Below are 13,678 nucleotides of genomic sequence, written 5' to 3'. Positions count from 1 at the left end.
ATACTTAAAAAGGATTTAAAAGAAAAACACCTATAAGTTTTGAACCTATAGGTGGGTTTTAATTTTACTTTACAAACCGACTATGCCAACTTTCACTTGCAGGCACCTCCCAATTTTCATTGAATTCAGCAATATTAGCCACCAAATTATTAAAAACAATCGTGTTTTTTGAAACCGCCTTGTCTTTTGCCATTTTACGAAAATCGGTCAATGTTTTATACGCTACATACTCGCCTTGTTTATAGGATACGTTCATTTTATCCATTAGATCGACGTTGTAGTCTTTTTCTAATTGCTGAATAAAATGTACCGAAGCGTCTATGGAACATCCTGTAGCAAGATTTAAATTTTGGTTTAAGCCTAAAATGATAAACCGTTTATATTTTATGGTGTAGCCTGCTTGTAAATCGCTGCCGTGCGCTGTCCAGTTTTCTATAAAAACTTTGAGTTTAGCCTCGATTTCTTCAAGTTCTTGCAGGTTGAATGATCGGTTGGCTTGATATATCCAAACGCGAGATTCTTCGGGTAATGTATTAAATTCTACTAGCATGTTTTCTTTTTTTTCTTTTGAAATGTTACAGGTTTTGAGATTGTGCGATAAGTTCGGCAATATCTAACACTTGAATTTCGCTTTCTTTTTCTTTTACTTTTACGCCATCGCTCATCATGGTCATACAATAAGGGCAAGCCGTTGCAATAATTTCCGGATTGGTTTTTAGCGCGTCTTCAGTACGAAGTTCATTAATTTCTTTATCGCCTTTTTCGGCATCCTTGAACATTTGCGCTCCTCCTGCTCCACAACATAATGCGGTAGCTTTACTACGTTTCATTTCTAGAATATTTGCATTTAGTGTCGCTAATACGTCGCGTGGCGCATCGTACTCGGAATTGGCGCGACCTAAATAACACGGATCGTGAAAAGTGATACGTTTACCTTGAAAAGTCCCGTCTTTAATTTCTAGTTTTTTACTTTCTATCAATTCTTTTATGAATTGCGTATGGTGTAAAACCTCGTAATTACCACCTAAACTTGGATATTCGTTTTTTAAACAATTAAAGGAATGTGGGTCGCAGGTTACAATACGTTTTACCTCGTAGCCGTTTAAGACTTCGATGTTCATCATGGCCTGCATTTGAAACAAAAATTCATTTCCTGCGCGTTTGGCAACATCGCCGGTACAACTTTCTTCGGTTCCTAAAACGGCAAAATTAACGTTGGCTTTGTTTAATATTTTTACAAAGGCACGGGTTATTTTTTTGGCTCTATCGTCGTAACTTCCCGCAGAACCTACCCAAAATAAAATGTCGGGTTGTTTGCCTTGTGCCATGAATTCTTCCATGGTTGGTACGTTTAGTTGTTCGCTCATGCTTTATTGTTTATGAGGTTTTAAAGTGCTTTTCCTATCTGTTATTTTTTATATTACTGAACGTTATAAAAAATGACTTTTACTGCTTTTGGCACTTTACTTAATTGTTAGGTTGCGTTAGGGATTGAGGTTTTGTTGGAGCTCTTTTTGTGTTGTTGCACTTATGCAACACAAAAAAGCGACTGCCGAAAGCCCGACCCTTTTCGGGGAACGCCCAAATTATTTTTATTTATTCGTTTTTCCAGTTTAAACGGTCCATTTGGTTGTATGGCCATGGTGCTCCGTTGTTTTCTATGTTCGTCATCATGTTGTTCAGTTCGGTTGGCGCTGCGCTTTGTTCCATAACTAAATAGCGGCGCATTTCGATGATGATGGATAATGGATCGATGCTTACTGGGCAGGCTTCTACACAGGCGTTACAGCTGGTGCAGGCCCAAATTTCTTCGTTTGTAATGTAATCGCCAAGCAATTGTTTGCCATCGTCTTTGAATTCGCCATTGTTAGCGTCGATGTTTTTACCCACTTCCTCTAGACGATCACGGGTGTCCATCATGATTTTTCGTGGTGATAATTTTTTACCGGTTAGATTGGCTGGGCACTCGCTTGTACAACGTCCGCACTCGGTACAAGTGTATGCGTTTAATAAGCTTACCCAACTTAAATCTTGCACATCGCTAGCTCCAAATTTTGCTGGCGCTTCGTCGGCTTCACCTTCGGGAGCGGCAGCAAAAGGATCGGCATTTGGATCCATCATTAGTTTTACCTCGTTGGTAACAGATTCTAAATTATTGAATTGCCCTTTTGGTGTTAATTTTCCAAAATAAGTGTTTGGGAAAGCTAACAGAATATGTAAATGTTTTGAAAAATATAGGTAGTTTAAAAATGCTAGAATCCCTATAATATGCATCCACCAAGCGCTGCGTTCTATAACATGCAATGTGGTTTCTGGTACGTTTGAAAATATAGGTGTGATAAACTGACTGATTACATTTCCTGAATTTAAACTTTGAAAATGTAAATCGGTTGCGTTCATTAATAGGAAAAGCCCCATTAAAACCATTTCGAAATAAAGGATGATATTACCATCATTTTTGGGCCAGCTCGTCATTTCACTTTTCCAAAAACGTTGAATTTTGATAATGTTTCTACGAATCCAAAATACGACTACGGAAATAAAAACAAGACATGCGAGCACTTCGAAAGTACCTATTAAAAACCCGTAAACTGAAGTTGGAAGCACACTTAAACCAATGCGGTGTGTACCGAAAAGACCATCGATAATAATTTCGAGTACTTCAATATTTATAATGACAAACCCAACGTAAACGACCACATGTAATAATCCTGACACTGGGCGTCGAACCATTTTACTTTGCCCAAGCGCAATTCGCGCCATGTTTTTCCAACGTTGCGATTTGTTGTCGCTAACATCGACATCTTGGCCTAATTTAATATTACGAAATAGTTTTTTTACATTATTTGCAAAATATCCAATTCCTGCAATGAGAATTATGGCGAATAGTATGTTGGGTAAATATGTCATCTAAAATTTAGTTAGTTTCGGGTGATTCGTACGGAATTTCTTTTTTGGATAAAATTCGCGTATAACGGTTTGGATGTAATTTTATATCTTTTAATAAGGATTCTAATTCTTCAGTAGCACCTTCTAAATTGTTATACAACGCGTCATCTTTTAATAATTTCCCCATAGACCCCTCTCCTTTTTCAAGGTTGCCCATTATATCATCAAAACTCGCTAAAGTACTTTCTAACTTATTTAAAGTGGCTCCTAAATCGGATTTAGATAACGATCCCGTGATTTTAGTTAAATCGTTAGTCGCGGTTTCCGCATTGGTTAACACGGCACTTATTTTAGATTTATTGCCTTGCATGATTTCATTAAGTGCTTTTGATGTGCCTTGAAACTCGTTCATGGTAACACTTAATGCAGCGATACTTGTTTTTAGATTCGCTTTTGCAGTAGCATCGAAAACATCATTTAAATTACTCAATAAAGCATCGGCACTTACCAGCATTTTTTCAACTTTAGCTTGTAACGGTGTTAATTGGCTTGCTAAAGCGTCGGTTAACCCTGCTTTTACAGTTCCTGATAGAACGGCTTCATTTTCTGCTGTTCCAGCATTATCAAACGCTGGAATTATAGCGACTGCTTTACCCCCTATAAGACCTGTATCATATAATTCGGCTGTACTATTTTTAGAAAATTGAAAATCGTTATCAACTAGTAATTCGACTAATAATTTACCCGAATTATCATCTTTAAAACCGATGCTAATTACTTTGCCGACACTAAGTCCGTTGATGGTTACAGGAGTAGACGGTACTAAACCTTCCACATTATCGTAAACCACATAGTAAGTTTTGGAACTGTCTAGTAAATTTTGTCCTTTTAGGTAATTGAAACCAAAAATAAATAGGATGATTCCTAATAATACTAAGATGCCTGTTTTTATTTCTCTAGAGATTTTCAAATTGTATATTCTTTAAATTTAGGAATACAAATTTAAGTTAAATTTAAAAGAATACTCCTTATTTTTTAATTACCTTTTTAAAGCTTCGGAAAGGCTTATCTTTTTTCCGTTTTTAAAAGCCACAATATAACTGGATTTATACCCTTTATTTTGAGCTTCGGCCTCCAGTTGTTTTACACGTGTATAGTTGGATGTTGCGCCGTAATAATACTTATATAAACTTCCGATTTTTTCTTTTGAAATATCTCGGAGGCCCTTAAAATTATAGGCTTTAGTTTCAAGAGATTTGGAACTTGCTGCAATTTGAATTTTAAAGGTAATATCGTTGTAAACTTCATCTTTCGCATTTGGAATATCGAGCACTTCATCTTCAAAATGTACATGAGCCACATTTTGTTCTATAGATTTTTTATACTCTAAAATAGCGTCGGTGATTGATGTTGCCATATCCTGCTGTCCTTTTTTAGAATTTAAGTAAGCACCTTCCTTTTTATTAGTCAAAAAGCCCAACTCTACTAATACACTCGGCATTACCGTTTGGTGTAGTACAATAAAACCGGCTTGTTTAACGCTACGATCTTTTCGTTTAAGTTTCCCTACAAAGTTTTTCTGAATAAGACTCGCCACTTGAATACTTTGATCTAAATAATCTTCCATGCCCATCATGATGCTAATGGCCGATTCTGGAGAATTTGGATCGTAACCCGCATAATTTTGATGGTAATTATCTTCCATAAGAATTACAGAGTTTTCCTTTTTGGCTACTTCAAAATTAGTGTTATTTCGGTGTAAACCTAACACAAACGTACCAGCTCCGTATGCTTGAGACGTGTGCGAATCGCAATGTACCGACACAAACAAATCAGCTTTTGCCTTGTTGGCTATTTTTCCACGTACAAATAAATCTATAAACTCATCCGATTTACGCGTGTAAACAACTTCAATATTAGGGTTCTTCTCTAAAGCTTTACCAATAGATAAAACCACTTTTAGTGCAATATCTTTTTCTTTGTACCCATTGCCCATATTCCCAGGGTCTTTACCGCCATGCCCTGCATCGAGTACAACAACAAACTTATTGGTGCTATTATTCTTCTTTTCTGTAAAAGAAGAAAATGTTAATACTAATATAAAAGATACGAAAAGTAATAAGGTGTTCGTTTTCATGATAAATCAACAAAATTTTAAACCATTGTAATAATAACCGCTACATTCAAAATAAAAATAGTTGCATTAAATAAAATAATAACGATTAAAATACTCGGTTTAGTTTAATTTTAAATTTTTGCTAGAATATAAAACATTCACAAAAAAATATATGTAATTTTGGCTTTTCAAAAACCGAGCCATACTTTTACAAAAATACACTTAAAAGCGTTGCAGACAAACAACTTTAAAATACTTTTTGCACTTAGTTTTACCATGTTTATCAACATGCTAAGCTTTGGTCAAGACATCAAAAAAAAGCGGGATTCTATCAAACCCTCTATAGAAAAACCCGTTACTATAAAAACGGACAGCCTAGTCGCACCCATAATTGACGAAAAAGTTAAAGACTCGACACTTACCGACTCTATCAAACCTAAAAAAGGCATTTTAGAAAACAAGGTGGTTTATAGTGCTAGAGATTACACTACTTTTAATCAAGTAAAGCATAAATTATACTTATATAATGAAGCCAAAATTGATTATGGCGATATGAATATTACGGCCGGAAGCATTATTGTAGATTACACTACAAACACGGTACGTGCTAAAGGTATTTTAGATAGTACAGGCACTTATAGCCAAAAACCGGTATTTACCCAAGCCAGCAGTGTTGTAGAACCTGACAGTATTGTATTTAATTCAAAATCGAAAAAAGCATTAATCTATAACTCAAAAACCGAGCAAGGAGAAGGTACTGTAATTGCTAATATTACTAAAAAAGAGAACGATTCGGTTTACTTTATTAAAGAAGCTAAATACACTACGGCAGAAGATTTAGACGATCCGGATTATTACATAAAACTGAGAAAAGCGAAAATTGTTCCAGGAAAAAAGATTGTAACCGGTTTAGCCAACTTATTTATATATGATGTACCTACGCCTATTGGATTACCTTTCGGTTTTTTCCCACAAAGTGAAACACAAACTTCAGGTATAATCCTTCCAAGTTTTGGTGAGCAAAACGATCGGGGTTTCTTTTTACAAAATGGTGGTTATTATTTTGCCATTAGCGATCATTTAGATTTAACTGTTTTAGGAGATTATTACACCAATGGAAGTTATGGACTTCGACTAGAAAACACCTACGCGCAACGTTATAAATACAGAGGTAACGTAAGTTTTAGATATGAAAGCTTAATTAATAGTGAACTTGGATTTTCTGATTATTCTAAAAGTACACTTTACAACTTACGTTGGTCGCATAGCCAAGACGCTAAAGCCAATCCAAATTCACGATTTTCAGCATCGGTAAACTTAGGTAGTAGCAACTATTATAGTAGCTCGGTAAACCAAGTAAACCTTGCGAATAGGTTCAATAATACGTTATCCTCTTCGGTATCTTACTCCAAAACCTTTCAAGGCGAACCGCAGGCAAATATTAGTTTAACAGCAACGCATTCGCAAAACACGCAAACTCAAGTTATTAATATGACGTTGCCAACGTTGCAAGGTAGCCTTGGTAGAATGTATCCTTTTGCGCCAAAAACAGGTTCTAAAAGTGGTATTATTCAAAATATAAACTTGCAGTACAATATTCGTGGAGAAAATAGAATTACAACTACCGATTCTTTATTCTTCAAAAAAGAAATGTTTGACGACGCGCAACTTGGGTTTCAACATAGCATTCCGTTAACAACAAACTTCAAAGTATTTAAATACTTTAGTATGAGTGCAAGTACAAATTTTAACGAGGTTTGGACGTTCAAAACCATCGATAAAACTTTTGACACAAGCACTAGAGAAGTTGTAACAGAAACTGTAAATGGTTTCGACTCTTTTAGAACTTATAATTTTAGTACCAGTTTAGGTACTACAATTTACGGTATGTTCGATTTTGAAAAGGAAGGAAAAGATCCTAAAATTCAAAAAATAAGGCATATTATGCGGCCTTCTATTAGTTACAATATCAATCCAGCTTTTGATAAATATTACGATACTTACGAGGTTGTAAGTGCGGATGGAGAAACAGCCGAAGATGTATCGTTCACTAGATTCGAAGAAAGTATTTTTGGAACACCTGGTCAAGCTTTTTCTAGCTCTATGGGGATTTCATTATCTAATAATTTAGAAGCCAAAGTACGTGATAAAGATAGTACTGCTACCGAACCTAAAAAGGTGGTTTTATTAAACAACTTAAACTTTTCTACATCGTATAACTTCGCAGGCGATTCTCTGCAATGGAGCCCGGTTAGAATGAGTGGTGGAACGCAATTATTTGATAATAAATTGAGTTTGAATTTTGGTGCGACTTTAGATCCTTATGCCCTAGATAATAACAATAACCGTATTGAAAAATTCAACATCGATAATGGCGGAAGCTTATTCAGGTTAACTAGTGCTAACATGACGGCAAGTTGGTCTTTATCTAGTGATAATAACAAGAAAAAAGATTCTAACGACGATGATAGAAACCGTGATGAAAATTTACGTGGTGGTGGTCGTGATGATGACATGTTCGGGGTGTCGCAAGACTTCTCTAATGAACAAATGAAAGAAGACAAAAAGGACGAAGAAACAAAAACAGCCCTCTATAATTATAAATTACCATGGAGTTTACGTTTGGCTTACGCCGTAAATTATGCCAATACTACGAGACAAAACGAAATATCGTCGCATTCTTTGATGTTTTCTGGTGATATTCAATTATCTGATAAATGGTCTATTGGAGCCTCTTCTGGTTACGACCTTAAAAATAACGACTTCACCTCTACCCAATTACGTTTCGAACGAGATTTATTAAGTTGGAGAATGAATTTTAGCTGGGTGCCTTTTGGAACTTACACCTCATGGAACTTCTTTATCGGGATTAAATCGAGCATGTTACAAGATCTTAAATACGAAAAACGTAAGTCGGCAGATACGCAGTTGTAATGACTGATTTGAATAGCTGTAATTTTATTAGTTTAAAACGAAAAACGGCCTATACTTATATATAGTCTTTTTATAACCTTCGTTATTAAAAAACTTACCGACTTTTTGAAATACAATTAATAATTCAATTTCAAAAGCTTTAATTCAAAAAGAAAATCTTGATTCTTTCATTAAAAAAAATCATAATAATTTAGTTATTTTTAGGCCTATCTAATTTATAATTTTATAATCAACAAAAACACCTCTAAAATGAAAACCATTATCACAACACCAAATGCGCCAGCTCCTATTGGCCCATACAATCAAGCTATATTAACAGGAAACACTTTATATACTTCTGGTCAAATCGCTATTAATCCAGAAACAGGAGAACTGATTTTAGACGATATTAAAACAGAAACGACTCAAGTTATGAATAACCTTAAAGCGGTATTATCTGCTGCTGGGATGACTTTTGAAAACGTAATTAAATCGACGATTTTTATCAGTAACATGGACGATTTTAGTAATATAAACAACGTATATGGCAGTTACTTTAACGACGCTACAGCACCTGCTAGAGAAACCGTTCAAGTAGCTAAATTACCTAAAAATGTAAATGTAGAAATAAGTGTTATTGCTGTAAAGTAAAGGCATTACAATATTGTTAAAGCGCGTATTTAGTTAGCATTTCCTTTAACTTGTTTAACTCTATTGGTTTTGCTAAAAACTCGTTAGCACCTGCGCGCTTTGCATTTTCAATATCTTCTTCAAACGCACTTGCCGAAACGGCTATTATTGGCGTTTTATGTTGTTTGTATTTGGCTGTTTCTCTAATAGCTTTAGTTGCTTCATAACCATCCATATCAGGCATGTAAATATCCATAAAAACCATATCGAAATCTAGAATTTTATATAGTAATAAAGCTTCCAATCCATTTTTAGCAAACGTACAATCGGCACCTTGTTTTTCAAGTAAAAACTTAATTACTTTTTGGTTCATTCTATTATCTTCCGCGACCAAAACATTAAATTTAGCATGTAGTGTAGGTGTGGTATCTTCAACAATTTTAATATTCATGGTCTTTTTCAATTGAAGACTAAAATAAAATGTTGACCCCTCATTTTCTTTACTTTCTAATTTCAATGTTCCTCCCATCAATTTCACAAGTTTTTGCGAAATCGATAAGCCTAAACCACCACCTCGATAATCTTTAATAGTCGCTGCTGGCATGTTTTTATTTTCATTCAGAAATCGTTTTACTTCGTCCGAACGCATACCTACGCCAGTATCCTTTACATAAAACGTTACTATTTGATCATGATCTATACCAACGGTTTGATCGATAATTATTGATATTTTTCCTGAATTAGTAAACTTTATAGCATTGTTAATTAAATTAATCAATACCTGTTGAATCCGCTCCGAATCGCCAAAAACAGATGACTTATCCTTTTCTTCAAATAAAAATTTAAAATCAAATTCTAGTCCTTTCTCCCAAGCTTGATATTCAAAAACCTTAAATAAACTTGATAAATCTTGCTTTAAATCAATGGCAATAAAATTCAGTTTTACTTTTCCAGAATCCACTTCTGCATTATCCGTTACCATTTTTACCAACTGAAATAAATGCATCGATGAATATTCGGCAATTTCAACCTGCGCTACTTGATCACTATCTAAACTGGTTTGTTTTAGCATATTTAGCATTCCTAAAACTGTATTTAAAGGGGTGCGAACCTCATAGCTCATATTGGCTAAATAAATTGATTTGTGTTCGGCCAAGTTTTCCGAAACTTCTAAATCTTTCTTCAACTCTGCTACTCGTCCTTTTAAATTTTCTTTTATTACGTCATCCTTCAAAAGACTTTTTAAAAAAAACTGTAGCGCAATAACTTGAACAATAGCCAACACAAGAAGAAATACCGCTGCCAATTCAACATATATTTGACGTTCAAAAAAGAAATAGCCAATAATTAAAATAGCGGTAATAGATAAGAAGATGAAAAAAGACAACTTCTTTTTCATTTTTATATATTGAAGAGATTTTGGAAAAAATTTCATTTATGGACCTTTTAAGCTAACTAATGTAAGATTAAATACCAATATAAATAAATAGTAAAGCTTATTTATATCCAATTTTATGTAAAAAAATTTTTATTGCTTATATTATATAATCATTTTAAGGTTTTCAATCTAGTAAACAGAATAAACCGACTTAATAAATTATACATTTTATCGATATTATCATAAATAATCATTAAATTCAATATATCTTCATTTTAATTCATCATAATTTTCAATGTTTTAATAGTTTTACTAATTATTTCAATTTTACATAAAACCTTAACATTACCAAGAAAATTAATGTACATTTATATGAATCTTTTTACTTTCAAATCCATTCAATAAAACCACCAATTTATGGCGTTAAAAATTGTAATCTCACACAAAACAAAGTATAAATATGATAGAGCAATAAACCTATCTCCACATATATTTAGATTACGGCCTGCACCACACAGCAGAACACCTATTGAGGCTTATTCTATAAAAATAAAACCAGAAAATCAGTTTTTTAACTGGCAACAGGATCCCTTTGGTAACTATATAGCTCGATTAATTTTCCCTGAAAAAACCACAGAATTATCGGTGGAAGTGGAAATAATAGCCGACTTAAAAACTATAAATCCATTCGACTTTTTTGTTGAAGAATCTGCGGAAGAATACCCGTTTGAATATAATGAAACCGTTAAAAAAGAACTTCTACCCTATTTAGAAATTACTGATAATGGTCCGCTAATAAAGGAGTTTATTAAAACAATTGATTATTCTCCTCGAAAAACCATCTATTTTTTAATTGATATCAACCGTAAAGTTTACGAGTACTTAAGTTATAACATCAGGTTAGATCCTGGCGTGCAAACTTGTGAAGAAACACTAACCCAAAGAAATGGCTCATGCCGTGATTATGCTTGGTTGTTTGTGCAAACTTTAAGGCATTTAGGCTTTGGAGCTCGTTTTGTTTCTGGTTATATTGTACAATTAAAATCGGATGAAAAATCGCTTGATGGCCCTTCTGGACCTGAGGAAGATTTCACCGATTTACACGCTTGGGCTGAAGTTTATTTACCTGGCGCTGGATGGATTGGTTTCGATGCCACCTCTGGATTATTAGCTGGAGAAGGCCATATCCCATTAGCCTGCACACCATCGTTTGAAAGTGCAGCACCTGTTTCAGGAATGACCGACTTTTGTGAAACAGAATTTGAATTTGAAAACTCTGTAAAACGAATTTTTGAATCGCCTCGTGTAACAAAACCATACACTGAAAAACAATGGAACGACATCTATAAACTAGGCTTTAAAGTTGAAAATGAACTTGAAAAAGGCGACGTACGTTTAACCATGGGTGGCGAACCTACTTTTGTATCTATCGACGACATGGAATCTCCAGAATGGAATACTGATGCTGATGGTCCACACAAAAGAGAACTAGCCGATAATTTAACTAAACGCTTATTTAATAGATTTGCAAAAGGCGGTTTTTTACACCGTGCACAAGGCAAATGGTATCCTGGAGAACCTTTACCACGTTGGGGAACTGAGTTATGTTGGCGTAAAGATGGACGTGTTATTTGGCATAATGAAAAACTCCTTTCAACCTTTGCAGACAATAAAATTGTTCCAGAAAATGCTGATAAATTATTTTTAGACACCCTTACCAAATACCTTGGTATTACAGATGAAACCATTATGCCGGCCTTTGAAGATGCCTTTTATTTTCTTTGGGAAGAAGGTAATTTACCGGTAGACATTGATCCTAGAACCGATAAAGATGGCTCGCTTATTCAAAAGAAATTAGGCGAAATATTAGAACAAGGTACCAACAAAGTGGTTGGGCATTTACTGCCACTAAATAATAGTTTCGGTAAATGGTACACTTGCTTTTGGCAATTTAGACGTAACCATTTATTTTTAACGCCTGGAAATTCTCCAGTAGGTTTGCGTTTACCACTATCATCGCTTGTTGAGAAACCAGAACACGAAGAATTTCCAAAGTTTGAACCGGATCAATTCACAAAACGTGGCAGATTTCCAAGTTATAAAAAGATAGCAACCAATAGATATGTATCCTTTGTTAACGGTGAATTAGAAAAACCGAAAACAGATTATTTTATAAGAACAGCCCTTTGCGCAGAAGTTAGAGACCAAAAACTCTACTTATTTTTACCGCCATTAGACTGTGCTGAATATTATTTAGATTTATTGTCATCTATTGAAGCAACCGCAAAAACACTAAACATCCCTGTGATTTTAGAAGGTTATGCAGCTCCAAAAGATAATCGATTAGAATCTTTAAAAATCACGCCCGACCCTGGTGTTATTGAAATTAACGTACACCCAGCAAAAAATTGGGACGAGCTTACTAAAAACACATTTGCTTTATATGAAGAAGCAAAACAATCGCGTTTAGGCACCGAAAAATTTATGCTTGATGGTAAACATACAGGTACAGGTGGCGGAAATCACGTAACACTTGGCGGTATATCTCCAGCTGATAGCCCGCTGTTACGTAAACCAAGTTTATTACGAAGTTTACTTACGTTTTGGCAACATCACCCAGGCTTATCTTATTTATTTTCAGGTTCGTTTGTTGGCGCTACAAGTCAGGCTCCAAGAATTGACGAAGCGCGTATGGAAAACCTTTACGAGTTGGAAATTGCTTTTAGTCAAATTCCAAAAGATGGCGATGTTCCTTTCTGGTTAACCGATAGATTATTTAGACATTTATTAACCGATTTAACAGGTAATACGCACCGCGCCGAATTCTGTATCGATAAATTATACTCACCCGATTCATCCACAGGGCGTTTAGGTATTTTAGAGCTTCGTGCTTTCGATATGCCGCCACATCCGCAGATGAGTTTAATGCAAAATTTGCTGGTTCGTACTTTAGTCGCTTGGTTCTGGAAAAAACCTTACGAGCATAAATTAGTGCGTTGGGGTACCGAATTACATGATAAATTCTTAATAGAACATTTTGTTAGAGAAGATATTAAAGACATTGTAACCTCGCTTAATAAGGCTGGTTATAAGTTTAAAGAAGAATGGTTTAATCCATTTTTCGAATTCAGATTTCCATTACATGGCATGGTAACCATCAACAATATTCATATAGAATTGCGTGCTGCCATTGAACCTTGGAATGTTTTAGGTGAAGAAATGACTGGAGGCGGAACAGCTCGATATGTAGATTCCTCTTTGGAACGCATACAAATTAAAGTCGCTAATTTCACAGAAGAAAGATATGTTGTAACTTGCAACGGTGTAAAGGTAAACTTAAAACCTACCGCTGTAAAAGGCGAGTTTGTTGCAGGAATACGCTATAAAGCATGGGATCCATATTCCGCGCTACACCCAACAATTGGTGTAGATGCACCATTGGTTTTCGATATTGTTGATACTTGGAACAAACGTTCTATTGGTGGTTGTACATATTTTGTATCGCATCCTGGTGGACGCTCTTATGATGTACATCCAGTAAATAGTTACGAAGCTGAGTCTAGACGTATTAATCGTTTCTGGGAATCAGGACACACGCAAGGTGAAATCGATCCTGTAAAAGAAACTATAACAGATGATGCATCATCGAATACGAGTGTGAAAAAGAAAGGCAGTTCTAAGAAATTTAATTATAAGGAACTTCCTGCAAACCTTGAGTTTCCGAACACAACAGATTTAAGACAAAAGTAATT

Annotated in this window: 9 protein-coding genes; 3 read left to right on the top strand and 6 right to left on the bottom strand. The window is 34.9% G+C overall.

Going from position 1 to position 13,678, the window contains the following annotated elements; all coding sequences use genetic code 11:
* Nucleotides 1-64: 64 nt before the first annotated feature.
* The 5 genes from QWY92_RS16855 to QWY92_RS16835 form a co-directional block, all read right to left on the bottom strand.
* Nucleotides 65-550 carry an ABC transporter ATPase gene (locus QWY92_RS16855; RefSeq protein WP_290273426.1) on the bottom strand — a complete coding sequence of 162 codons (486 nt, stop codon included), beginning with the start codon at nucleotides 548-550 and terminating at the stop codon, nucleotides 65-67.
* Between the two features lie 25 nt (nucleotides 551-575).
* The gene (locus QWY92_RS16850; RefSeq protein WP_290273424.1) at nucleotides 576-1,367 is read right to left on the bottom strand and encodes a (Fe-S)-binding protein; all 792 of its coding nucleotides are present in this window, start codon (nucleotides 1,365-1,367) and stop codon (nucleotides 576-578) included.
* Between the two features lie 229 nt (nucleotides 1,368-1,596).
* Nucleotides 1,597-2,910 carry a 4Fe-4S dicluster domain-containing protein gene (locus QWY92_RS16845; RefSeq protein ID WP_290273422.1) on the bottom strand — a complete coding sequence of 438 codons (1,314 nt, stop codon included), beginning with the start codon at nucleotides 2,908-2,910 and terminating at the stop codon, nucleotides 1,597-1,599.
* A gap of 7 nt (nucleotides 2,911-2,917) precedes the next feature.
* On the bottom strand, nucleotides 2,918-3,859 hold the full coding sequence (locus QWY92_RS16840) for an MlaD family protein (RefSeq protein ID WP_290273419.1): 942 nt from the start codon (nucleotides 3,857-3,859) through the stop codon (nucleotides 2,918-2,920).
* Nucleotides 3,860-3,928: 69 nt separating this feature from the next.
* The gene (locus QWY92_RS16835) at nucleotides 3,929-5,026 is read right to left on the bottom strand and encodes an N-acetylmuramoyl-L-alanine amidase family protein (protein ID WP_290273416.1); all 1,098 of its coding nucleotides are present in this window, start codon (nucleotides 5,024-5,026) and stop codon (nucleotides 3,929-3,931) included.
* A 159-nt stretch (nucleotides 5,027-5,185) separates the two neighbouring features.
* On the opposite strand from QWY92_RS16835, the gene QWY92_RS16830 reads away from it, so the two are divergent.
* On the top strand, nucleotides 5,186-7,939 hold the full coding sequence (locus QWY92_RS16830) for a putative LPS assembly protein LptD (RefSeq protein WP_290273413.1): 2,754 nt from the start codon (nucleotides 5,186-5,188) through the stop codon (nucleotides 7,937-7,939).
* 249 nt (nucleotides 7,940-8,188) lie between these two features.
* Nucleotides 8,189-8,569, top strand: coding sequence for a RidA family protein (locus QWY92_RS16825; protein ID WP_290273410.1), 381 nt, complete (start codon nucleotides 8,189-8,191; stop codon nucleotides 8,567-8,569).
* A gap of 16 nt (nucleotides 8,570-8,585) precedes the next feature.
* Here the strand turns inward: QWY92_RS16825 and QWY92_RS16820 are convergent, their stop codons facing one another.
* Nucleotides 8,586-9,947 (bottom strand): response regulator, encoded by a 1,362-nt coding sequence (locus QWY92_RS16820; protein WP_290273407.1) that lies wholly within the window; start codon nucleotides 9,945-9,947, stop codon nucleotides 8,586-8,588.
* Nucleotides 9,948-10,343: 396 nt separating this feature from the next.
* On the opposite strand from QWY92_RS16820, the gene QWY92_RS16815 reads away from it, so the two are divergent.
* Nucleotides 10,344-13,676, top strand: a complete 3,333-nt coding sequence (locus QWY92_RS16815) for a transglutaminase family protein (RefSeq protein WP_290273404.1) — start codon at nucleotides 10,344-10,346, stop codon at nucleotides 13,674-13,676.
* Nucleotides 13,677-13,678: the final 2 nt, after the last annotated feature.

The organism is Algibacter miyuki (assembly GCF_030409805.1).
In the GTDB taxonomy this organism is placed as follows: Bacteria; Bacteroidota; Bacteroidia; order Flavobacteriales; family Flavobacteriaceae; genus Algibacter; species Algibacter miyuki.
The sequence above is the reverse complement of the archived record's forward strand: the minus strand, read 5'-3'. Positions and strand labels throughout refer to the sequence as shown.

What these genes read in the sequence shown, in the direction of transcription:
- QWY92_RS16855 (WP_290273426.1), bottom strand. Translation starts at nt 550, where the DNA reads ATGCTAGTAGAATTTAATACATTACCCGAAGAATCTCGCGTTTGGATA.
- QWY92_RS16850 (WP_290273424.1), bottom strand. Translation starts at nt 1,367, where the DNA reads ATGAGCGAACAACTAAACGTACCAACCATGGAAGAATTCATGGCACAA.
- QWY92_RS16845 (WP_290273422.1), bottom strand. Translation starts at nt 2,910, where the DNA reads ATGACATATTTACCCAACATACTATTCGCCATAATTCTCATTGCAGGA.
- QWY92_RS16835 (WP_290273416.1), bottom strand. Translation starts at nt 5,026, where the DNA reads ATGAAAACGAACACCTTATTACTTTTCGTATCTTTTATATTAGTATTA.
- QWY92_RS16825 (WP_290273410.1), top strand. Translation starts at nt 8,189, where the DNA reads ATGAAAACCATTATCACAACACCAAATGCGCCAGCTCCTATTGGCCCA.
- QWY92_RS16820 (WP_290273407.1), bottom strand. Translation starts at nt 9,947, where the DNA reads ATGAAAAAGAAGTTGTCTTTTTTCATCTTCTTATCTATTACCGCTATT.
- QWY92_RS16815 (WP_290273404.1), top strand. Translation starts at nt 10,344, where the DNA reads ATGGCGTTAAAAATTGTAATCTCACACAAAACAAAGTATAAATATGAT.